At 45.9% G+C, this 23,226-nt stretch carries 17 protein-coding genes; 14 read left to right on the top strand and 3 right to left on the bottom strand.

Translation table 11 applies throughout. The features are described 5' to 3' along the window. The first annotated feature begins 15 nt into the window (after positions 1 to 15). From AB4Z08_RS15765 to AB4Z08_RS15740, 6 genes are all read left to right on the top strand, one after another. A complete protein-coding gene (locus AB4Z08_RS15765; RefSeq protein ID WP_441574716.1) occupies positions 16 to 411 on the top strand; it encodes a hypothetical protein in 396 nt (131 codons plus the stop codon). A 172-nt stretch (positions 412 to 583) separates the two neighbouring features. Beyond that, positions 584 to 1,666, top strand: a complete 1,083-nt coding sequence (locus AB4Z08_RS15760) for an efflux RND transporter periplasmic adaptor subunit (RefSeq protein WP_441574715.1) — start codon at positions 584 to 586, stop codon at positions 1,664 to 1,666. A 32-nt stretch (positions 1,667 to 1,698) separates the two neighbouring features. Continuing rightward, positions 1,699 to 4,866 carry an efflux RND transporter permease subunit gene (locus tag AB4Z08_RS15755; RefSeq protein WP_441574714.1) on the top strand — a complete coding sequence of 1,056 codons (3,168 nt, stop codon included), beginning with the start codon at positions 1,699 to 1,701 and terminating at the stop codon, positions 4,864 to 4,866. Beyond that, positions 4,859 to 6,292, top strand: a complete 1,434-nt coding sequence (locus AB4Z08_RS15750; RefSeq protein ID WP_441574713.1) for a TolC family protein — start codon at positions 4,859 to 4,861, stop codon at positions 6,290 to 6,292. The genes AB4Z08_RS15755 and AB4Z08_RS15750 overlap by 8 nt, the downstream gene beginning before the upstream one ends. A 127-nt stretch (positions 6,293 to 6,419) precedes the next feature. Next, a complete protein-coding gene (locus AB4Z08_RS15745; protein WP_441574712.1) occupies positions 6,420 to 7,379 on the top strand; it encodes a hypothetical protein in 960 nt (319 codons plus the stop codon). A gap of 34 nt (positions 7,380 to 7,413) precedes the next feature. After that, a complete protein-coding gene (locus tag AB4Z08_RS15740; RefSeq protein WP_441574711.1) occupies positions 7,414 to 8,097 on the top strand; it encodes a hypothetical protein in 684 nt (227 codons plus the stop codon). 61 nt (positions 8,098 to 8,158) lie between these two features. Here AB4Z08_RS15740 and AB4Z08_RS15735 read toward each other — a convergent pair whose 3' ends face one another. Beyond that, complete coding sequence (locus tag AB4Z08_RS15735; RefSeq protein WP_441574710.1) at positions 8,159 to 8,845, bottom strand: hypothetical protein; 687 nt, start codon at positions 8,843 to 8,845, stop codon at positions 8,159 to 8,161. Positions 8,846 to 9,434: 589 nt separating this feature from the next. Here AB4Z08_RS15735 and AB4Z08_RS15730 point away from each other — a divergent pair. Both AB4Z08_RS15730 and AB4Z08_RS15725 read left to right on the top strand, forming a co-directional pair. Beyond that, on the top strand, positions 9,435 to 10,823 hold the full coding sequence (locus AB4Z08_RS15730; RefSeq protein ID WP_441574709.1) for an aminopeptidase P family protein: 1,389 nt from the start codon (positions 9,435 to 9,437) through the stop codon (positions 10,821 to 10,823). A gap of 14 nt (positions 10,824 to 10,837) precedes the next feature. Then, entirely contained in the window at positions 10,838 to 12,145 is a 1,308-nt protein-coding gene (locus tag AB4Z08_RS15725) for a hypothetical protein (RefSeq protein WP_441574708.1), read from the top strand. 23 nt (positions 12,146 to 12,168) lie between these two features. On the opposite strand, the gene AB4Z08_RS15720 is transcribed toward AB4Z08_RS15725, so the two are convergent. After that, the gene (locus AB4Z08_RS15720; RefSeq protein WP_441574707.1) at positions 12,169 to 13,887 is read right to left on the bottom strand and encodes a peptide MFS transporter; all 1,719 of its coding nucleotides are present in this window, start codon (positions 13,885 to 13,887) and stop codon (positions 12,169 to 12,171) included. A 217-nt stretch (positions 13,888 to 14,104) separates the two neighbouring features. Here AB4Z08_RS15720 and AB4Z08_RS15715 point away from each other — a divergent pair, with 217 nt between their 5' ends. Continuing rightward, complete coding sequence (locus AB4Z08_RS15715; protein ID WP_441574706.1) at positions 14,105 to 15,448, top strand: jacalin-like lectin; 1,344 nt, start codon at positions 14,105 to 14,107, stop codon at positions 15,446 to 15,448. Positions 15,449 to 15,503: 55 nt separating this feature from the next. Here AB4Z08_RS15715 and AB4Z08_RS15710 read toward each other — a convergent pair whose 3' ends face one another. Continuing rightward, positions 15,504 to 17,621 (bottom strand): chondroitinase-B domain-containing protein, encoded by a 2,118-nt coding sequence (locus AB4Z08_RS15710; protein WP_441574705.1) that lies wholly within the window; start codon positions 17,619 to 17,621, stop codon positions 15,504 to 15,506. 365 nt (positions 17,622 to 17,986) lie between these two features. Here AB4Z08_RS15710 and AB4Z08_RS15705 point away from each other — a divergent pair, with 365 nt between their 5' ends. The 5 genes from AB4Z08_RS15705 to AB4Z08_RS15685 all read left to right on the top strand — a co-directional run bounded on the left by AB4Z08_RS15705 (position 17,987) and on the right by AB4Z08_RS15685 (position 23,137). Next, a complete protein-coding gene (locus tag AB4Z08_RS15705) occupies positions 17,987 to 18,817 on the top strand; it encodes an SDR family NAD(P)-dependent oxidoreductase (protein WP_441574704.1) in 831 nt (276 codons plus the stop codon). Between the two features lie 60 nt (positions 18,818 to 18,877). Continuing rightward, on the top strand, positions 18,878 to 19,678 hold the full coding sequence (locus AB4Z08_RS15700; protein WP_441574703.1) for a helix-turn-helix domain-containing protein: 801 nt from the start codon (positions 18,878 to 18,880) through the stop codon (positions 19,676 to 19,678). Between the two features lie 116 nt (positions 19,679 to 19,794). Next, on the top strand, positions 19,795 to 20,571 hold the full coding sequence (locus tag AB4Z08_RS15695) for a hypothetical protein (protein ID WP_441574702.1): 777 nt from the start codon (positions 19,795 to 19,797) through the stop codon (positions 20,569 to 20,571). Between the two features lie 47 nt (positions 20,572 to 20,618). After that, complete coding sequence (pdxR, locus tag AB4Z08_RS15690; protein ID WP_441574701.1) at positions 20,619 to 22,139, top strand: MocR-like pyridoxine biosynthesis transcription factor PdxR; 1,521 nt, start codon at positions 20,619 to 20,621, stop codon at positions 22,137 to 22,139. An 86-nt stretch (positions 22,140 to 22,225) separates the two neighbouring features. After that, entirely contained in the window at positions 22,226 to 23,137 is a 912-nt protein-coding gene (locus AB4Z08_RS15685; RefSeq protein WP_441574700.1) for a haloalkane dehalogenase, read from the top strand. The last annotated feature ends 89 nt before the right edge of the window (positions 23,138 to 23,226 follow it).

Here is a 23,226-nt window from a genome sequence, read left to right as displayed (position 1 = left end):
ACTTTTGGTCCCCGAATGAGAGTAGTAATATTTTTTGCATGCTTATGTTTCCTACTGCTAAGAGGAGATAAATGCGCATTTTCATTTACGCCTCATCACAATATCTGCAACAACCCCACGAAGCATCTCAATAGCCAATGGCTATTAAAAGTTACAGACACCAATCAGGACGACACCATCGCTTCCGATACCGATTTGGATGAGGAAACCGAATACCTGGTAAGTGATGATGTGGAAGATGACGATGCAAGTAATTTCCTTGTCAGAAAATACAGGCTACTGGCCAGGTGCGATTTGTCACGCGCTCACCTATCTACTTTAAGTTATCTCCGCAAATACTTTGAAGCCCCACCACCCTTTTGGGGACATCTTTCCAATATTTATCTTACGCAAAGAGCACTAAGGATCTGATCTGTCACCTGTATCAGTTACCGAAAGTGTGACCATGCCAACCTGATAGATGTATATTGATAGTACATCCTCCTGCATTGCCGTTCAGGTTACCCTGGCGACTGATAATGTTCTGCATCCATAGGCGTCTTTGCCTTACTACCATGCCATCGCTTAATATCCATTAAATATCATGAATAGAATTGTCATGTTTACGGGCTTCTTTGCCCTGCTGTACTTAACAAGCTGTAAACCTAAAAAGGAAGAAAAAGAAGAGGCTGGCAAATACACCGTTACCAGTCCATCCAGAGTTGATACTTCATTCACCCATGAATATGTTTCCCAGATAAAATCTGTCAGGAACATAGAAATCAGGGTACAGGAAAGGGGTTACCTCCAAAACATCTATGTAGATGAGGGACAGTTTGTGAAAGCTGGCCAGCTGTTGTTCAGGATCATGCCGAAAATGTATGAGGCAGAACTACAGAAAGCAGAAGCGGAAACCAGGGCGGCAGAAATAGAACTGCAGAATACCAAAACCCTGGTCGACAAAAATGTAGTCTCCAAAAATGAGCAGGCAATGGCGCAGGCCAAACTGGATCAGGCCAAAGCAGAAATGGCATTGGCGAAACTTCACCTGTCATTCACTGAAATCAGGGCGCCGTTTGATGGCACCATTGACCGTATCCCATTTAAACTGGGTAGCGTAATCGATGAAGGTGGGTTGCTGACAAGTCTTTCAGACAACACCCAGATGTTTGCCTACTTCAACGTATCTGAACCGGAATACCTGGACTACGCCACCAACACCAAAGGCCGTGGCAACAATAAAGTAGGACTACTGCTAGCCAATAATCAGCCCCTCCAGTACAAAGGAGATGTGGAAACCATTGAAAGTGAATTCAACAATGAAACAGGAAACATTGCCTTCAGGGCAAGATTCCCGAATCCTGAGAAGCTGCTGAGAAATGGAGAAACAGGTAAAGTACTGATGACCATTCCCCTTAAAAATGCGTTAGTCATCCCACAAAAGGCGACTTACGAAATACAGGATAAGCTGTATGTTTTTGTGGTGGACAACAACAATGTGGTAAGGTCCCGCAACATTGCCATCCGCGGTCAGATGCCCGACCTGTATGTAGTAGAAAGTGGCATTTCAGAAAATGATAAGATACTGCTCGAAGGTGTTCAGAAGGTAAAAGATGATGACAAAATCAAGTATGAATACCGGAAACCAGAGGAAGTTATTTCCCAACTGCGATTGAAAGCGGAATAGTAGTTCAGTTCAAGTCCTAATAGCGTAGCGCAATGTTTAATAAATTTATACAGCGACCGGTTCTATCCATAGTGATATCGCTCATTATCGTGTTCCTGGGGGTGCTGGCCATTACCCAGTTACCAGTAACACAATTCCCGTCTATATCTCCACCAAAGGTAAATGTGACAGCGGAATATCCCGGAGCAAACGGTGAACTAATGATCAAATCTGTGATCATTCCCCTGGAAAGAGCCATCAACGGCGTTCCGGGGCTTAAATATATCGCATCAGATGCGGGTAACGATGGAGAGGCTTCCATACAGGTAGTATTTAACCTGGGAACCGATCCTAACCAGGCATCATTGAATGTTCAAAACAGGGTGGCATCAGTAGTGAATAAACTGCCCCCACTGGTGGTACGTGAAGGTGTTAAGATTACCCGTGAGGAATCAAACATGCTGATGTACATCAACCTTTACAGTAATGACCCACAGGCGGATCAGAAATTCCTGTTCAACTTCGCCGACATCAATATATTGCCTGAGCTGAAAAGAGTGGATGGTGTTGGGTTTGCTGACATTCTGGGTAACAGGGAATATGCCATGAGGATCTGGCTGAAACCCGACCGCATGCTGGCTTATAAGATTTCTGCCGATGAAGTGATGAAAGCCCTGGGAGAACAAAGCCTGGAAGCGTCTCCCGGTAAAACCGGTGAAAGCTCTGGTAAAAGATCCCAGACCTTCGAATATGTACTGAAATATCCCGGCAGGTTCACCACGAAGGAAGGATACGAGAATGTTATCTTAAGATCCAGCCCCAATGGCGAAATACTCCGCCTGAAAGATGTGGCGGGTGTAGAGTTCGGAAGCTCGATGTATGATATTTACTCCAACCTGAATGGCAAACCTTCTGCCGCCATTGTGTTAAAGCAATCGTATGGAAGTAATGCCAGCCAGGTAATCAAGGATATCAAAGCAAAAATGAAGGAGATCAAATCCAGCTCTTTCCCTAAAGGAATGGATTATGAGATCAGCTATGATGTATCAAAATTCCTGGATGCTTCCATTGAAAAAGTAATCCATACCCTGGTGGAAGCCTTCATCCTTGTAGGATTGGTGGTATTCCTGTTCCTGGGCGACTGGCGCTCTACCCTGATTCCTGCCATGGCGGTACCGGTATCTCTTATCGGAACATTTATGTTCATGCAGTTTTTCGGTATTACACTTAACCTCATCACGCTGTTTGCGTTGGTGCTGGCCATTGGTGTGGTGGTGGATGATGCGATCGTGGTGATTGAAGCAGTGCATGCCAAAATGGAAGAAGAACACCTCTCCCCATTGAAGGCCACCAAAAAAGCGATGCATGAAATCAGCGGGGCGATCATTGCCATTACGTTCTTAATGGCGGCGGTATTTATCCCGGTAGCATTTATGTCCGGCCCGGTAGGGATCTTCTACAGACAGTTTTCCATTACCATGGCAACAGCCATTATTCTTTCGGGTGTGGTAGCGCTGACCCTTACACCAGCGCTTTGCGCCATGATATTGAAGAATGGACATGGACAACCTAAAAAGAAAAATCCAGTAGACAGGTTCCTCGATGGCTTTAATAATTCATTCAACCGTGCATCCGGAAAATACCAGAAAATACTGGGCGCCATCGTTAACAGAAGAGTAGTCACCATTGTGGTATTACTCACTTTCTGCGCCGGCACCTGGATACTGAACAGCAACGTTCCTTCCGGTTTTATCCCGAATGAAGACCAGGGAATGTTCTATGCCATCATACAAACACCTCCGGGATCATCGCTGGAAAGAACCAACCAGATAGCCGAGAAGCTGCAAAAAGTAGCGGAAGGTATTGAAGGCGTGCAATCTGTTTCTGCGCTGGCAGGCTATGAAATCCTGACAGAAGGAACAGGATCCAACTCGGGTACCTGTTTGATTAACCTGAAAAGCTGGGAAGATCGCAAACATTCCGTGCAGGAAATCATGACCGAGCTGGAAGAGAAATCCAAAGACATTCCAGGCGCTACCATCGAATTTTTCCAGCCACCTGCTGTCCCAGGATATGGTGCTGCCGGTGGTTTCGAGCTGCGCTTGCTGGATAAAGCCGGATCAGGTGATTATAAAAAGATGGAAACCGTGAGCAGGGAGTTTGTAAAAGAACTTACCAAACGCCGCGAACTATCTTCTGTATTCAGTTTCTACAGCGCCAGCTTCCCGCAATATATGCTGAGAGTGGACAATGATATTGCCCAACAAAAAGGTGTCAGCATTGATAATGCCATGAACACACTTTCTACACTCATAGGAAGTAACTACGAAATCAGCTTTATTAAATTCGATCGTCAATACAAAGTGATCATACAGGCATCGCCGGAATACCGCGCATTGCCGGAAGACATCCTGAAGCTGTATGTAAAAAATGACCGTGATGAAATGGTGCCTTTCTCTGCTTTCATGAAAATGGAAAAAGTATATGGCCTGTCAGAGATCACGCGGCATAATATGTACAACGCATCAGAAATAAGTGGGGCTGCCGCACCGGGATACAGTAGTGGTGAAGCCATTAAAGTCATCGATGAAGTAGCGAAGAAAACCTTACCCAGAGGATTTGGGATAGACTGGGCAGGTATTTCCAAAGATGAAGTGGCGCAGGGCAACCAGGCCATTTATATATTCCTCATCTGTCTTGGTTTCGTATACCTGATCCTTGCGGCACAATATGAAAGCTTTATCCTGCCGCTGGCAGTGGTACTGTCGCTGCCTCCCGGAATTTTCGGTGCGTTCCTGTTGCTCAAATTACTGGGACTGGAAAATAACATTTATGCGCAGGTAGCAATGGTAATGCTCATCGGTTTGCTGGGTAAAAATGCGGTGCTGATTGTGGAATTTGCCGTACAGAAACACCGGGGTGGAGCCACTGTGCTTCAAGCCGCCATGGAGGGTTCTAAGGTAAGGTTCCGTCCTATCCTGATGACTTCCTTCGCATTTATTGCGGGATTGATTCCATTGGTAATGGCGTCTGGCCCGGGTGCATTGGGTAACAGAACCATTGGTACTGCTGCGGCCGGGGGGATGCTTTTCGGAACCGTATTCGGCGTGCTGATTATTCCCGGACTGTATTACATATTCGGCAGAATTGCAGAGCGACATGCACTTGTGAAAGACGAAGAAGAAAATCCATTAACAGAAGAAATTGATCACAATGTATAAATTCAGGATACATAGCGGCATTGGTATGCTGAGTGCTTGTCTGGCGATAGCCAGCTGCAAGGTGCCGGCAATAATGCCATCGGCTGAAAACAAGGCTGTTCCGGCATCCTACGACAACAATGCTGATACGACCAATACATCCAGCTTGCAGTGGCGCAACTTTTTTACCGATAAGAACCTGGTAAGTCTGATTGATACCGCACTGAAAAATAACCAGGAGTTGCTGGTCACCTTACAGGAAATTGAAATTGCAAAGAGTGAAATCCGGTTCAAACACGGGGCATTACTTCCTACAGTTACGGCGAAAGCAGGTGCAGGCGTTGAAAAAGTAGGAAGATATACCAGCCAGGGTGCCGGTGATGCCTCCACTGAAATTGAGCCAGGCAAAGAGATGCCGGATCCACTGACGGATTTTACCATTGGCGCTTACGCTAACTGGGAAGTGGATATCTGGAAGAAACTGCATAACGCCAAGAAAGCCGCAGTAACCAGGTATTTATCTACGGTAGAAGGCAAAAATTTCGTACTGACCAACCTGATCGCAGAGGTAGCCAATTCTTACTATGAATTGCTATCGCTCGATAAGCAGTTCGAGATCGTTAAACAAAATATCGAGCTGCAAAAAAATGCGCTTGAAATTGTAAAGGTGCAGAAAGAAGCCACCAGGGCGACTGAACTGGCAGTTCAAAAATTCCAGGCGGAAGTATTAAAGTCACAGAGCCTGGAGTTTGATATACTGCAGAATATAAAAGAGGCAGAAAACAAAATCAACTTCCTGCTGGGCAGATATCCGCAGGAAATTATCCGGGATAAAGATGCCTTCTCCGGTTCTCTCCCTTTGACTATCAGCGCCGGTATTCCATCACAATTGCTGGCCAATCGTCCGGATATTAAACAGGCAGAACTGGAATTAACAGCCGCGAAGCTGGACGTAAAAGTGGCCCGGGCAGAATTTTATCCTTCCCTCGGTATTTCAGCCGGACTGGGATTACAAGCCTTCAAGCCATCTTACCTGGTGAAGTCGCCGGAGTCGTTGCTGTACTCGCTGGCCGGGGAGCTTGCCGGGCCATTGATTAACCGGAATGCCATCAAAGCGGAGTTTAATAAGGCCAATGCCAAACAGCTACAGGCCATGTATAATTATGAGCGTACCATTTTACATGCATACCTCGAAGTATCCAATCAACTTTCCAGCATCAGCAACCTGGAAAAGAGCTATGATTTAAAGTCGAAACAAGTGGATGCACTCACCAGGTCGATCGACATTTCCAATGACCTGTTTAAGTCTGCCAGGGCCGATTACCTGGAAGTACTGATGACACAACGGGATGCACTGGAATCCAAACTCGAACTGATAGAAACAAAAAAACAACAACTGAATGCGGTCATCAATGTTTACAGAGACCTCGGCGGCGGTTGGAAATAAAATAACCTGGTAAACAGAAGAGCCGGCAGCCCAATGGTTGCCGGCTCTTCTATTTATATCCCATATTTTAATTTCACCATTCCTGCATCTCCTCTTCCATCCCTTACCGAAAAATATTTTACATTTATTGAAAAAAGAGATGCAATATTTCATTCATCAGACACCCAAAGAAATACGATTAGTCACCGTTTCGGATATAACAGCAGAAAAGATAAGCACGCAAATGAAGGGCTTCCGGATACAAACCGGGACAGTGGAAACCTGGGAGAAAGAGGAGAAAATGCCCGCCAACTTCCCGGAGAAATTGCTGAAGCACGGATACGAAACCATCACAGAAACACAGTACGAGGAGCACCTTAAAACAGCCGCTGCTGCGTTGTTGGCATTAACACAGGAACCATCGGGGAAAGACTATCATATTGTTCCCTGGGAAACAATTGAAACACAATTTGAACCACCGTTTCTGAACGATGTCAATGAATATTTACCAGCCCCCGCACTCCGCAATTTCTGCCTGTATCCCGGCGATACTGTTATTGAAGGAGACCTGGTGATTGACTATTCCGAACTGGCAGCAACTGCCCAAACCGCCAGCAGGAATATCATCGTGAATGGCCATCTCACGATCAACGGCAACCTCGATGCCGGTCGGAATATAGAAACATTACCTCAATTCATTTACGTTACCGGTGATCTCCGGGCCAACAACCTCCTGTTATCCGGATGGCTGGACATCATCATAGGAGGAAATGCCACCATTGCCGGAACGGTGCTGGGCTACTACGGAGAACCAGGCGGCAGACTGCTGATAAAAGGGAACCTGACCACCACACATCTCCTGAATGGTTTTATGTACCAGATCAACGTAGAAGGTAACTCCCAGGGCACATGTTACAGCTTTGACAAATACGACACCGAAGGATTGGAACCACAGGAAATAAAAAGTAGTTTCACCAGCGAACAGGTGCCTGATGGATATCCATTAGCTCCGGCGGTGATACCTTTCGATACAGATTTAAAAGAATACAGTTTCAGGTTTGAAACGGCCTGCGCACTGCTCCGCGAGGGACAGACTATTTTTGTATAGCGGGATAAGGAAATTCGGAATTAATTATTACACCATGAGGTTTTCAAATAAGGCTTATAAATATCTTGATAAATTAAACCRTGATAAGGAATTCGTTATTGCAGACAGCAATGAGGTCGTGAATTATCTGGCTAAACAAAATATTACAGCCTTCCACTCCGTCATTGATTTTCAGATGAAGTTTTCAGGATTGGAGCTGACGATTTCAAAAAATCCGGGGTCAACATTTAACGCAAGGCTTTTCTCCAGGAGCAACGTTGCAAAAAACACTAAAATTGAGCTGGTAAAGGTAAACGGGCAGTCTTATTTCTTTTGTGGCGACCATGAAACTGCGCAAATCTGGTTTGTGTTAAGTGAGCAAGGACAACTATGTACCTACAACAGCAACAATGGCTCCGTCAATACCATTTTTTCTTCTTTCGATAAATTTATTGAAACCTACGCTTTGGAAGATCTCCTAAGCAAGGAAAACAAATATGAACATCCTTCATTCTACGACTTAATTAACCCAAAAGAATTTGACCGGCTCACAAAGGACTACTTCCTGCATTTGACGGCAAGTGATGACTACCATAAATGGTTATCATCCGGCGACATTGTTATTCATAAAGGAACCTGGTACGATCGTGCTGCCTGCTATGTGCATGTTTATGGCGACACTAAACAGCGTTGCGAAACATTTGTCAACTCCTTAAAGAGCGCCGCGATCATCGCCTAACGGGTTTCCACATCATTGATGAACCAGGCACCTGAAACTCATATCAGGTGCCTGGTTACAATTAAATACTACTCAGCTGTTGATATTTACTTTCCTGTGGGACTGATGCCGTATTGTTATCTGCCCAATAGCCCAGGATCACAAATAGCCACTGAAACTGGGCAGCCCAGGCGAGTGCTGTAACATTTTCAGGAACAGGTCCCCAAAAGTTGGAAAGCTGTACTGCGAGGAGTAAAAGGATATTCACCCAGAAAATAATCCTTGCTTTTGCATTTAAAGGAGTTGTTGAGCGCAGGTAAAAAACAATGCCGGATATAAACAATATCAATTCTACCAACAATGTGCCTCCTACGGAAGACCAGAGCGAAAATCCAACTTTCACCGGTGAGCCGGGAGATAACGGCAAATCATGAAAGTGTACAATAAGGTCCAGCAACCAGTGACTGAGCACCGCAGCTCCTAATATCAGGGCATTCCTTGCATTTTTCTTGATCCCATAATATACGGCACCAAATAAGACCGCCAATATGAAAGCACCCACCAGGCTATGTGTAAATGGATAGCTTGTAAACTCAATGGCTCTTTGTCCTTCAAGTTCTGGATGCAGCGCTACTTTTTCTACACCCAGCAGCAATAAGGTGGGCCAGATGAGGTCAGAAAACTGTACTGCCATAAAAAGTGTTCCCAGCGAGAGTTGTGGGGCTATTTTTTTGGTAACCATCCCTAGTCCGAAATGTCCGATAAACATAAGATTTGTTTTAAATTATAACGTTACGTAAAACGCTGACAAGTGTTTATTTAGTACTCATCAACGATGATGCGTATGAATTTTCTTCTCCACAAATATTGCATTTGATCGGGATAGTCTGCTTGACAAAAATCAAGAATTTTTCCTGACGCTGCTTAGCATCCGGTAGTCTCTACGCTCCTGCCTTAAACAATCTATCTCCCTTAGCCACTACAATGGAAGCCCATTCCTTTTGTCCCGGGAGGATTTTAAACCATTTTTTTTGGTATTTTCCAAACTTATATGCCGGTAGCGTCAGAAAAGTAAACATCTGCGTAACAGGAAAGGCAATGAGCCAGCACAAACCATCCTTTGGCATCAATGCCTGATGATCATTCATTATTGCAGCAAAGCAGGTCCGTCACAGGTCTTTATTACTGGCAACTACGTGTAACCGTTATCGTCAGTGCGTAACACAATATAGCCAACCACCTGTTTCTTTGCAATAATTAACCATCTGTCTGCTCTTTTTAACCCGGTGACTGATTATCAGCGTTTGTTAGTTACTTTTAACCTAATATTATTGGACATTCATTAAAAAAACACTCAGATGTTTTCACCCGAAACATACGCCAAAAGAAGAAACAAGCTGCAATCAGATATAGGCAGCGGAATTATTTTACTACCCGGCAATGATGACAGCGGTATGAACTACCAGGACAACGTCTATCCATTCCGGCAAGACAGCAGCTTTTTATACTTTGCGGGCATCGACAGGCAAGGGCTTACATTTGTTATTGATGTAGATAATAACAGGGAGATTTTATTTGGAGATGAACTCACGATAGAGGAAATCATGTGGACAGGCCCCGTAGATTCGCTGGCAGCACAGGCAGCCAGGGCGGGCATCACGGAGATACAGCCTTTGTCCCGGCTTTCGGACTTCCTGACCGGCTGTATCAGTAGCAAACAAACAGTTCATTTTCTTTTACCTTACAGAGCCGACAACACTATAAAACTGAGTGCCTGGCTGGGCATACCCGCCAGCATGATACCACAGCGCGTATCCCAAAAGCTGATTCATGCCATCATTCGTCAGCGGGCTATTAAAACCGCAGAAGAGGTAGAACAAATAGAGATCGCTGTGAACACCACCATCGACATGCAACTAAAAGCCATGGAACTGGCAGCTGAAGGTGTTACCGAAACAGAGATCGCTGGTCGCTTACAGGCCGTGGCAATTGCAGCCGGAGGCAATATCTCCTTCCCTGTTATTCTTACTGCCAACGGACAGTTTCTGCATAATCATCCACACCGGACGCTCCTTCAAAACGGACAGTTGGTATTATGTGACTGCGGTGCGGAAAATGAAATGCGCTATGCCGGAGATCTTACCCGCACCCATCCTGTCAATAAAAAATTCACAACGGCCCAAAGAGAAATTTATGACATTGTGTATCATGCATACAAAGCCGCCGCAGATGCCGTGAAACCAGGTATACGTTATAAAGACGTGCACCTGCTGGCCTGCGAACAGCTGGCGGAAGGACTGATTGCACTGGGGCTGATGAAGGGCAATGCGAAAGAAGCAGTAGCTGCCGGCGCACATACGCTGTTCTTCCCCTGCGGCTTGGGACATATGCTGGGACTGGATATTCATGACATGGAAAACCTGGGAGAGGAATATGTAGGTTACACAAATACATTACAGAAAAGTACGGCGTTCGGATTAAAATCGCTGCGCCTTGGACGTGAGCTGGAAGAAGGGTTTGTATTGACCATCGAACCTGGTATTTATTTTAATCCTTTGCTCACGGAGTCCTGGCAGGCAGTAGGTAAATGTGCTTCTTTTATCAACTATGAGAAATTAGCGCCTTACGCTACTTTCGGGGGCGTACGACTGGAAGATAATTTCCTGATAACGGCCGATGGCAGCCGCCTCCTGGGTCGACCCTTTGCCAGAACCGCCACTGAAATTGAAAACCTGATCGCTTTATAAATATCCTGTTATACATGAGAAACAAACTACTACTGGTATCCGTTTTATTTGTGCTCGCCTGTAATGCCAGCAAAAATGAGGATACCGGAAATAACAAATTAAATCTCCTGGCAGAAAAATATGTGCGGCTCGGATTGAGTATTGGTCAATATGATCCCGACTTTGTAGATGCTTATTACGGCCCGGATTCCTTAAAGCCTGCTACAAAGCAGGCCAGCTTCCCCAAAGATAGCTTCCTAGTCGCAGTGGATGCATTAAAGGCATCACTGCAACAGCTCTCTGGTGAAACCAAAGATGACACTGTCCGCATCAGGGCTAACTGGATCACAAAACAACTCACGGCCTTCAGCAGGCGCATAAAAATATTTTCCGGCGAATACGGTTCTTTCGATATGGAATCAAAGGAATTGTTTGATGCCACCGCACCCAGCTACCCGGAGAAATATTATCAGTCGCTGGTAGCGAAGCTGGATAGCCTGCTGCCTGGTAAAGGTCCCGTGCAGGACCGTTTCCAGCAACTGGCCAATCGCTTCATCATTCCGAAGGATAAACTGGATACCGTTTTTAAAGCTGCTATTGCAGAAGCCCGCAAACGCACCTTACAACACTATGCATTACCATCAACGGAAAACTTTACCCTGGAATATGTTGCCGGTAAACCCTGGATGGGCTACAACTGGTACAAGGGAAATTATGTGAGCCTGATTCAAATCAGCGCGGACCTGAATATCTTCATCGAAAAAGCAATAGACCTGGCCTGTCATGAAGGATACCCCGGGCATCATGTGTACAATATGATGCTGGAAAAAAATCTTTACCATGATAAAGGCTGGGTGGAAATTTCACTCTATCCTTTATTCAGCCCTCAGTCGCTTATCGCGGAAGGCAGCGCTAACTACGGGATAGAAATCGCTTTCCCCGGAGACGAGAAAAATACGTTTACCAAAAACATCTTACTGCCACTCGCAGGATTGGACACTACCGGCTTAGACACCTATTTCAATGCGCTGGCTATAAAAGGAGCGCTCAACTATGCCCGCAATGAAGTAGGCAGAGGCTTGCTGAATGGTAGCATGTCCGACGCTACTGCTGTACACTGGCTGCTGGACTATACATTACTGAACCAGGAAGCCGCAGCGAAAGGGTTACTGTTTATTAAGAAAAACCGTAGCTATGTCATCAACTACAATTATGGACAGGACCTGATCAAAAACTATATCTCCGCCAGCGCCAATGGTGATCAGCAAAAGAGATGGGAAAGCTTTGGCCACCTGCTCAGCAACGAAATTACACCGACCGACCTGAAAGGGAATCAGCCATAATTATGCGTCAAAACGCTGTCTGCTTACTTACGGGCAACCGCCATGGCAGACAGCCGTTTTGAAATCAGCAACAGCAATACACCTGCCGCCCCCACCATAATTACAAAAAGCAGGAAGAAGTCGTACGCATCGCGGATGATATACCCCCCGAAACTAATCGTCCTCCCGCGTTCAGGATACAGGGTACTTAATACGCCCGCAATCTTGTTAGCCGCCGCAGTAGCCAGGAACCATACCGCCATCAGTAAGGAAGAGAATTTCAGCGGTGATAATTTATTGACAAGTGAAAGCCCTATTGGCGACAAACAAAGCTCTCCGAAGGAATGCAACGCATACATTCCGGTAATCCAGATAATGCTTACTTTGGTACCGGGTGCTACGGCATTCACCCCAAATGCAATCCATAAATATCCCAACGATAGCAATAACAAACCTATAGCCATCTTCACCGGGGCGGAAGGTTCATATTTTCCCAGCCGGGGCCACAGCCAGGCAAAGAAAGGTGCAAACAATACGATATAGATGGAGCCCAGGGAAAGAAACAGGCTGGGTGGTATTTCATGCAGCGACAACACATTTTCATGTTGCAGGAGAAAATACGCATTCACCCCAACAATGCCCGCCAGGAAGAGAAATAATAGTCCGTATACCGTATTACGCAATAAATGATCCGCAGCGGATGCCAGCTGTCTTCCGGCCTTGCGGAACAATCGGTATAACCCGTACAGTAAAAAAACAGATACCAGCTGAATGCTCCATACGGGTATTTGCCAGCCCAGTTGCCGGTTGGTTTGTTCGTCCGCAAAAAATGTCAGAGAAGCACCCGCCTGTTCAAAAGCAGCCCAGAAGAATATCACAAAAAAGGAAATGATAAAAATTAATTTGATCCGCTGCTTTTCTGCCAGCGTGAGCGATTTATCCCTAAAAATAATTACTGCAATCAGCAATACTGCTGCCAGCAACAAATAAGACAGGTAATTGACTACTTCTGCATCCAGGTAGAGTAACCCTATCATCAGAAAGGTAGTCAGCAACAACCCGATAATAACAATAAGCGGCTGTAATAGCTTAACCGGTGCACCTTCCGGGATCAGGCCCAGCACATTTCCGTTGGGGTCTTTCACATACCGGTGATGAAATGCTACCTGTACCAACACGCTGATGACCATGCTGATGCCACCTGCCAGGAAAGCCCATTTGAAATCTGCCGGGTTGCCGGTATCACCGGTAAGGCCACAGATGATAGGCCCCAGCGCCCCGCCGGTATTAATGCCCATGTAAAAAATTGTATAGGCAGTGTCTTTCCTTTTATCTCCATCTACATATAACTGCCCTACCAGGGAAGATATGTTGGGTTTAAAGAAACCGTTGCCGGAAATCATAAAGCCAAGACCGCAAAAGAACAGTAGCAGCGAAACCGGGGCATAGCTATGAAATAAGGAGGCACTGACGAAGAGGATCAACTCTCCTATGGCCATCACAATACCACCAGTAATGATGGAACGCCGGTTGCCCCAGTAACGGTCGGCGATATAGCCACCCAGTAGCGGTGTAAGATAAATAAGTCCCGTATAGCTCCCATACAGGTTGGCGGCAAACACCTTACTGAATAACAACGCTTTGGTCATAAACAGGATCAGTACAGCACGCATTCCATAATAGTTGAACCGTTCCCACATTTCGGTGACAAACAATATATAAAGACCTTTGGGATGAGATAACGGCCGGGAAGCATCAGGCATAGGAATGTTTTTTTAGTACCAGGTTAAGTCAGGGCACTATATCAAATATGCCTTTCTTTGGCAGATATCTGTTTGCAGTAATTAACAAAATATGCGTTCATTTTAACTTTATCAGGTTCCCATATCAACTATCAGGGGTATACGGGGATTTTCACGGGTATATGCCATGGCGGTACTCGTTATATTTGTTGCAACTATCACTGCAAAGCCCTATTTTATGACAACTCCCAACATTCCCTCAAAAAGTGTAAATGCCTGGATTTACCTAAATGAAGATGAACCCAAGGGCACAGGCTACACCTCCTTAAACAGCAGCTACCAGTCGCTGGTCAACAACAACGTTTATAAAAATACAGATATGGTGATGATCTGTTTCTTCGCCGTATTACTAAACGAACAAGGCTATTACACGATCGACATCGGCAATGCGGGTACTGTTCACCCGGACGGTTCTACCACCGCCCAATACCTGCAATATACCATACAGGATGCCCGTGCACAAAATCCGGATGTGAAGCTATTGGCCACCATCAACTACAACACCAATACCCTTTCCCAGATTTTTTCATCCGACTCCAGTCAGTGGCAGACAGAAGCCGCGAACTTTGCGACCAATGCCACTAACTTCCTGGTCACCAACCAGATGAATGGTATCGATATCGACTGGGAAGGAAGTTTCTCTGTCGCCATTACCGCCCGGCAATTCAGCATTCTTTTCAATGCGATCCGGCAGGCTTTCAATGCCAACAGTGGCTCCTATCTGTACCTGAGCCTTTCACCCGCATCAGTAGGCAACCTGGACGTGGCAACCATGAACAGCTGCTTTGATATCGTGAACCTGCAGCTGTATTCCGGGTTCACGTCTGTTGGTTCATTTGTTGACATAGGCATCAATCCCTTGCTGATGGCCTACGGCGCTAAGTTCGAATCCAATTACCAGAATGCCAGCAACGCATACGATCAGGCCTGCAAAGGATTTAAATACAAAAACCAGCAATACATCTATCATAATATCACCCAGTGGCGGTTGAATTCAAACAACTATGAGTTTGAGCAGGGACAACAAATATTGCTGTACGAGCTGGCTTACGGTATTTCCGGTGTTTCCTTTAACGATGGTACGATTGTGAGTAAAGCTGGTAACCCGCCTATTACGAGTCTTAGTATCAACAGTGGTGAAGTGCTGGATGCATTGCAGGCCACCAATACCTGGACCACCAGTGGTACACAAAATGTATTGGGCCTGTTACAGCATGGTGGGAACGGTGGACACAACCAGACGATCAACCTGGCTCCCGGTGAACTGATCACCGAAGTGTATGGCTACAGTGGTATTTGGTTTGGTTGGGAGATCATTGCACAGCTATCCTTTAAAACCAGTTCAGGAAATGTACACGGCCCTTTCGGCACTATGAATAATGTTTCATCTTCTATTGCTTTTAATTTCACGGCTCCTTCAGGCCAGAGTATTGTCGCCTTCAACGGCGAAACGGTGCAGTTACCGGTTGCCGGTGGCGGTACTACGATGGTCATCTCTTCCCTCACAGTAAGCTACGGATAAGCAAAACAAAGGCGCGATTAATCGCGCCTTTATTTTTTTTTATGATGTGGATGGATTACAATTTCTGTATTTTCCTTACACTCATTTTTCCGTTATAAGTCAGAGACAGTATATAGGTGCCTGTTGGTTTATTGCCTGCATCAAACGGGTAATTATAAACGCCTGCCTCTAAACGTTGTGAAGTGATCAATGCTTTTACCCTTTTACCATTGATGTCATATACGTCCAGACTCACCATACCTGCTTTTTTCAGTTTGAAGCTGATGCTGGCGTGGTCATTAAACGGATTGGGGTAACTGTTTAATGCGAAGGGATCTTCTGCCACGGGTGTAACACTCATCTTCGCTGTTGCCAGCGCGCTGCCACCTGTTTGTATCCTTACTTCCGTATAGCTGTTCCATGCATTTACACTGTTACCATGACCCACTATGCGTACGTATCTCCCGTTTTTAGGTGTGAATGAAAACGTTTGCAGATTAAGTGATGTGCCGCCGCTCACCAGCCCGGCTGCTGCGGTTGTCCAATTCACTGTATCATTACCTACCAGTACATCAAATGTAGAGGTCCGTACATTACCGCTTAAGAATGCGATTTGCACACCTGATACCACCATGGTATCATCCAGGCAAAATTGTATCCATTGTCCGTTGCCGTTGGCAGACCAACGGGTATTCAGGTCTCCATCCAATACATTCGCCGGTACATTGCCATCATCGCTGCTTGCAATAACAGGCTGACAGGCCGGTGTGAGGTCACTGGCAAAAGGGCCCACCATGGCAGGTGTGAGTATACGGGCAATAACAGGAGCAGTGGAAACTTCATCGGCTCCTTTATCCAGCGGTGAATTGCGTGGCTGTCCATCCATGTCGGTGATAACAGCGGTGTAAGACCCCGTACCTGCATTGATTGCAGGGCTTCCTGCCTGCAGGTGGAAAGTGCCGGTGCTATCTCTTGCCAGCAATGGATTAGCCGTAGTATATCCGCTGCTGGGCATACTACCGGCGCCATTGGTATTATAAAGCAAATTACCAGACCATACGCCTCCTGTATAAGGACCTGCAATGGAAGCTGCCGGGCCTCCACCCTGGATCACATTATTGACAACAGTTTGCGTAGTAGCACCCAGTCCATTTGTGCGACCATTCTGTACTATATTCCCGGTGTTATTCACCAGGGTATTATAGGCTATCAGCGTACGATCAGGACGATCATGTACCGTCAGCGCATCGCCGTTTGCCACCTCTCCATCACCATTCCCGATGTTGATAGCAGGATTACAATTTTCAAAATGGTTGCTGAAAATGTTGTGATCATCTCCGAAAATGCGGATGCCTGGTGTGTTAATAAAATAGTTGCCATACACGTCGCAGTGATTACCATGCCGCAAAGTAAACTGGGCAGGGCAATTCCGGATGGTGTTGTAACGCACCGTAACCGCCGATGATTTCACGGACAGCAACTCATTTTCGCCTGCACAATCTTCAAACAGATTATACTCAACAATACTGTTGGAAGAAGAGAGACTAAAACCGCTCAGCCCGAACTGGAACGTTTCCGCACCATTTCCTGTCTGCGGCTGTTGATCCAGGAAGTAGTTATGATGGATATGCAGGCGCTGTGAAATCTGGCTGCCGCTGCCACGTACAGCAATAAATCGTCCCATGGCATTTTTATGCTGAAAGGTATTATGATCTATCTCCTGATCATTTCCGTATATCAACAGGTTTTCTCCCGCGCCGGGATTCTGGAAAACATTGCAGGTCCACCGGCAAAAACTGGTACCGGTGGCCATGGTAGCCTGGGAGGCATTGTGTGTAAATTTGAATCCCCGGATGATAATATATTTTGCGGGGCTGAGAATACTAAAACCGGCAGTACCGTTTATTTCCGCTCCGCCTATGGTTTGTGCAGCAATGGTAATAGGCTGTGCTGCAGTCCCCTGTTTGCTGATCGTAATATCTGCGGATGCGGTATATACACCATTGGCAAGAATGATGATATCACCTGCCACCGCGTTGTTGATCGCTGTTTGCAGAGCTGATAAAGAAGATACATTAATAGTAGCAGCTGAAAGTCTTATTGCCGCCGTCAGGCATAACAAACAAAAAATAGTGCGTTTCATCATGCGGCGCATCTGCAGCCCGCATAACAGGGAGTAGTTTTTCCGACTCATTTTGATCGATTTAGAAGGTGATTTTGATTGAAATTGACATACACTTTTTTCATATGGAATTCGTAACATCAACGGGGAATATAGCAGGTAACACAGGATCCTTCTATTGCGCAATACATACATCATCAACAGGTCTTACTCATGGCATTTACGCCTGACCTTTCTCTAAAATAAGTATTTTATTTGAAAATGCAATCGTTTGCATAAATTTTATATCTCCCTGCTGATTACCCGCAGTGGGATCTTCCCTCTGTGTTGCGGACCTCATTCAAAACATGTACGTTTCAACAAAGTAATTTGAACGTTTTAACAAAATGGCCGTACCAAATTGAGCCGACCTTTGATAAACACTAACTTATAAATGAATGGCAAAAGTTTGGTTTATTACCGGCAGTTCCCGCGGACTGGGAAGGAGTCTGACTACAGCAGTGTTAGCCAACGGCGACCTCGTAGCTGCCACCGCCAGGCATCCGGAACAATTAACCGATCTGGCTGAAAAGTATCCCGATCACATCTATCCGTTAACGTTAGATGTCACCAACCCCACAGCAATCATTGCGGCAGTTGAAAATACGATGGAGAAATTTGGCCGGATAGACGTACTGGTGAATAATGCCGGCTTTGGCATCCTGGGCGCTGCGGAGGCTTACAGCGGGGAACAGGTGCGCAGCCAGCTGGAAACAAATTTGTATGCACCCATCGCCATCACCCGTGCCATATTACCTTATATGCGCCGGCAACGTTCCGGCAGGATCTTACAAATCAGTTCCATAGGTGGCCGGGTAGGTAGTCCTGCCCTTACCATCTACCAGGCAGCAAAATTCGGTTTGAGTGGCTTCAGCGAGGCGCTGGCGAAAGAAGTGAAGCCTCTGGGCATACTGGTAACCAGTATTGAGCCGGGCGGTTTCCGTACCGAAGTATTTAGTTCCATGAGCTGCGCTCCCACCATAGAGGGCTATGAAAGCACTGTTGGCATACGGATAGAGCAGTTTAAAAGCAGTAACTTTATCCTGGCAGGTGACCCCGACAAAGCCGCAAAGGTAATGATCGCCCTGGTGGATCATCCGGAACCGCCGGTACACCTGCTACTGGGGAGTGACGCCATCGGCAGGATAAAACAAACCAGTACTGCTACAAACGAAGAAATGGAAAAATGGCTGCCGGTAAGCATTTCCACCGATGCCGCCACGCCATAGATTTTATGCAAACGGAAACGGATAAACGTTTTCCTGCGCAACGCAATAATAAATGTAAGGATGCCACTACTCAATAAAAAACCATCGCCCATTGCTTATTCCTGCTACACTGCCAGCAGCAGGGCGGGAGAACAATTTATACCTGAGTTTGCATTCAGCTACCAGGCATCAGGCACGATGATCATGAATGATGGCAGCCAGGAGTATATTTTTAGGCCCGGCGACTTTAGACTCGGCAGGCGGAACCAGCTGATGAAATTCAATAAACTGCCGCCGGATGGAGGGGAATTCCGATCGATATCCGTTCACTTCGACCAACCCTTTTTACGGAACTTCAGCATGGAAACCGGGTATACCGCTGAAAAGCATGTCCCCGGCAACGCTGTTATATGCCTGAAACAGGATCCTTTGTATAAAAACTATTTTGATTCGCTGTTGTCGTATATGCCGCTGAATGGCGAAGCCGATGCACCCTTGATTACCGTGAAACTGAAAGAAGCCATCCTGCTGCTGCTAAAAGTAAACCCCGAAATGAAAGATATCCTGTTCAATTTCAGCGAGCCCGGGAAAATAGACCTGGAGGCTTTTATGAACAGGAATTTCCACTTTAATGTAGACCTTAACCGGTTTGCTTACCTGACCGGCAGGAGTCTGGGCACCTTCAAGCGGGATTTCGAAAAACTGTTCCACTCCACTCCCAGCCGCTGGCTGCAGCAACGTAGGTTACAGGAAGCCTATTATCTTATTAAGGAACAAGGCAAAACCCCCTCCGATATTTACCTGGACCTGGGTTTTGAGGACCTCTCCCATTTTTCATTTGCTTTCAAAAAGCAATATGGGGCTGCGCCTACAAAAATCTAATGTGCAAGCCCGTTTTACATCATCCGCTTTTTCATAGGAGTTGGCAGACAAACGTTTGTGCTGATTTTGACAATTATTTTGTATATATTCGTCTTAATCAGAAGACAAAATACTATATGAAAGGATACGCTTTATTACTGCTTTTACTTGCTTCATTTTCCGGATTTGCCCAGAACACGATCAATAACTACAAGTACGTGCTGGTACCGGAAAAATTCAATTTCTCCAGAGAAGAAAACCAGTATGGGTTAAATACCCTGGCCAAATCACTGCTGGAAGAAAAAGGATTTACCGTTTATTTTGACAATTCGGAAGTACCAAAAGAACTGGCCGGCAACAGATGTAACGCGCTGAATACTGAGGTAGTGCAGAAAAAAGGACTGTTTGTAACTAATCTGACCGTTATACTCAAGGACTGCCAGGGTAATATCATTTTTAAAAGTAAAGAAGGTAAAAGCAGGGAGAAGGAATTTGCAACTTCCTATAATCTTGCTTTGAGAGATGCCTTTACGTCACTGAATGATGTACCGTATGCTTATAATGGCACCATCAATGAAAAGCCACAACAAGTGACACCTGCTGCCGCTACTACTGGTGTTGTCATTGCTACCGGTACCGTTGTTCCCGCACCTTCTCCTGTCGCCACACCGGTGGTAGCAGAGGTAAAGGAAGCTGCCGGTACATTATACGCCCAGGCAACAGCCAATGGATATCAGTTAATTGATACCGCACCAAAAATAGTTTTAACCTTACTGAAAACTTCAGCTCCCGATTATTTTATTGCCGACAACGCAACATCTCATGGAATAGTGCTGAAGAAAGGCGGAGAATGGCATTTTGAATACTATAAAGATGGTAAGCTGATCTCTGAAAAACTGTTGATTAAGTTTTAACAATTACTGAATTAATGTTCATATAATGAGCCTTCAAGTCTAACGATTTGAAGGCTTTTATTTTCTTCCTGTATATTCACCTCATCACAGCAGAAAATATGACCAAAGCATCTTCCGTTATCATGCCGGCAGGCATACAAATTTCCAGGGAATCCGCGGTCCCTTTGTACATGCAACTATACCAGCAGATCAAGGAACTGATTGCGTCCAAACAACTACGACCAGGCAACCGCATTCCTTCCAGCAGAGTCCTCGCTTCGGAACTTAACGTATCACGCGTCATCGTGAGTCAGTGTTTTGAATATCTTATTATGGAAGGATATCTTGAAGGTAAAACCGGCTCCGGCACCTTTGTGGCTCAGGTACAACCAGAGCAGCTATTACAGGTCAACAGGTCATCCGCAAACAATCCACCTGCCTTAAAAACAACACCAGCACCAGCCGAAAAAAAATCAGGTAGCCGCATTACAGCCCAGCCTTTCCAGATAGGCATGCCCTCCCTGGACCGTTTCCCGTATCATATCTGGCAGAAGATCGGTAACCATGTATTAAGGGATCTGAAAAAATATCATCTGGGATATGAAGACACCCTGGGATTATGGGAACTCCGTAAAGAGATTGCCGTGTACCTGAGACTGGCCCGTGGCGTTACCTGTGAAGCCGCACAGGTAATGGTGGTGACGGGTTCCCAACAAGGACTCAACCTGGTAGTGCAGGCACTACTTCGGCCCGGCGATAAAGCCTGGATGGAAGATCCCGGTTATCATGGCGCCCGCCTTGCGTTTAAACATGCCCATATCACCGCCTGCCCGGTTCCGGTGCAGGAAGATGGTCTGGATATCAGTTATGCCATGAAACATTACCCGGATGCTAAGCTAGCCTATGTAACGCCCTCACATCAATTCCCAACCGGGTATACCCTCTCACCGGAAAAGAAAAAACTGTTGCTGCAATGGGCCGCAACCAATAACAGCTGGATACTGGAAGATGATTACGACAGCGAATACCGTTACGAAGGCACGCCCCTCCCTTGTTTGCAGGGAGCCGATCATGCCGGCAGAGTAATCTATGCCGGTACCTTTAGCAAGGTATTGTTCCCGGGGTTGAGACTGGCTTACCTAGTACTCCCTTCTTCGGAACTGATCAGCAAATTCAAAAAAATCAAGGAAAACACCGATCGCCAATCCCCCGCCATGGAACAGTATCTGCTATACCATTTCATGGAGGGAGGTCATTTCCTGCGCCATATCCGTAAAATGCGGTTGCTCTATGCGGAACGCCAGCAACTGCTCATTCAACTCATTCATGCAAAACTGGATGATTACCTGGAGGTGCACAATACTCCTTCCGGCATGCATCTCCTTTGTTGGTTAAAAGAAGGTATCGATGTCACGAAACTAAAACAGGAAATCAAATCACAGGCATTGAGTGCTTCCTTTGTAGAAAATTTCACCATTACCCATCATTTGCCACCAGCCATTTTGTTAGGCTTCACAGCTTATTCCGGATACAAGCTTAAAACAGGTATTGAAAAACTGGCCACCTGCCTGCAGCGTGCTACACAATAAATTACAGGTGGTCTTAGTCAAATGGTGAAAATGGTCTTAATCAGTTATCGCTGAGGAAAGTAGTTTTGTTTCATAAATAAAAACCGATGAAAACAACTACTCCTGAAATGACTGAAACTACTATCAGCAACACTGATCATCTGCCCCGTAAAACTGTGATGGCACTGGATACTGAAATTAGCTACATTGACGCAGGTGAGGGCGAACCTGTCGTGTTTCTGCACGGCAACCCCACCTCGTCCTATTTGTGGCGCAATATTATTCCCTGGCTGAGTAAGTACCGTCGTTGCCTGGCTCCTGACCTGGCAGGCATGGGAAAATCAGGCAAATCGCCGAAGCAACGCTACCAGTTTACAGACCATGCCGCCTACCTTGATGCATGGTTTGAAGCGGTAGGATTAAAACAAAACATAATACTGGTATTACATGACTGGGGCTCTGCGTTAGGCTTCCACCGGGCCTTTCGCTATCCTGAACAAATCAAAGGCATTGCCTATATGGAAGCCATTGTACAACCCAGACGCTGGGAAGACTTCCCTACCGGCAGGGATGCTATTTTCCGTGCATTGTTATCCGATAAAGGAGAAGAGATGATTATGAAAGATAACTTTTTCATCGAAACGGTACTGCCCAAAAGCATCATTCGAAAGCTGGATGAAGTTGAAATGGAGGCATACCGGGCGCCTTTCCGGATGGAGGAAGACAGACTGCCCACACTGATCTTCCCTCGTTCACTCCCTATCGATGGGTCGCCTGCAGACATCGCCCTGATCGTGGAGCAATATGGAAAATGGATGGCAGAAAATCAACTACCGAAATTATTAATCTCCGCAGAGCCTGGAGCACTGCTGGTTGGCAGGGCATTGGATTTTTGCCGTACCTGGCATAACCAGCGGGAAGTAACGGTGAAAGGCATTCACTACATACAGGAAGACTCCCCCGCAGAAATTGGTATAGCACTCAGAGAGTTCGTCCTGCATGATTGCGCCACCAGGTAAAAGAACGGGCTGACCCCAAAACATAAATCCGGTCAGCCCTTTTTTATGATTTAAAAAACCGGAATCAGTATCTTGTCAACTCATAAAAA

The organism is Chitinophaga sp. RAB17, from assembly GCF_052114225.1.
In the GTDB taxonomy this organism is placed as follows: domain Bacteria; phylum Bacteroidota; class Bacteroidia; order Chitinophagales; family Chitinophagaceae; genus Chitinophaga.
The sequence above is the reverse complement of the archived record's forward strand: the minus strand, read 5'-3'. Positions and strand labels throughout refer to the sequence as shown.

Bases quoted from the DNA above. Each gene is read 5' to 3' on its own strand.
- AB4Z08_RS15765 (WP_441574716.1), top strand. From the start codon at position 16: ATGAGAGTAGTAATATTTTTTGCATGCTTATGTTTCCTACTGCTAAGA.
- AB4Z08_RS15760 (WP_441574715.1), top strand. From the start codon at position 584: ATGAATAGAATTGTCATGTTTACGGGCTTCTTTGCCCTGCTGTACTTA.
- AB4Z08_RS15755 (WP_441574714.1), top strand. From the start codon at position 1,699: ATGTTTAATAAATTTATACAGCGACCGGTTCTATCCATAGTGATATCG.
- AB4Z08_RS15750 (WP_441574713.1), top strand. From the start codon at position 4,859: ATGTATAAATTCAGGATACATAGCGGCATTGGTATGCTGAGTGCTTGT.
- AB4Z08_RS15735 (WP_441574710.1), bottom strand. From the start codon at position 8,845: ATGTTTATCGGACATTTCGGACTAGGGATGGTTACCAAAAAAATAGCC.
- AB4Z08_RS15730 (WP_441574709.1), top strand. From the start codon at position 9,435: ATGTTTTCACCCGAAACATACGCCAAAAGAAGAAACAAGCTGCAATCA.
- AB4Z08_RS15725 (WP_441574708.1), top strand. From the start codon at position 10,838: ATGAGAAACAAACTACTACTGGTATCCGTTTTATTTGTGCTCGCCTGT.
- AB4Z08_RS15720 (WP_441574707.1), bottom strand. From the start codon at position 13,887: ATGCCTGATGCTTCCCGGCCGTTATCTCATCCCAAAGGTCTTTATATA.
- AB4Z08_RS15715 (WP_441574706.1), top strand. From the start codon at position 14,105: ATGACAACTCCCAACATTCCCTCAAAAAGTGTAAATGCCTGGATTTAC.
- AB4Z08_RS15710 (WP_441574705.1), bottom strand. From the start codon at position 17,621: ATGAGTCGGAAAAACTACTCCCTGTTATGCGGGCTGCAGATGCGCCGC.
- AB4Z08_RS15705 (WP_441574704.1), top strand. From the start codon at position 17,987: ATGGCAAAAGTTTGGTTTATTACCGGCAGTTCCCGCGGACTGGGAAGG.
- AB4Z08_RS15700 (WP_441574703.1), top strand. From the start codon at position 18,878: ATGCCACTACTCAATAAAAAACCATCGCCCATTGCTTATTCCTGCTAC.
- AB4Z08_RS15695 (WP_441574702.1), top strand. From the start codon at position 19,795: ATGAAAGGATACGCTTTATTACTGCTTTTACTTGCTTCATTTTCCGGA.
- AB4Z08_RS15685 (WP_441574700.1), top strand. From the start codon at position 22,226: ATGAAAACAACTACTCCTGAAATGACTGAAACTACTATCAGCAACACT.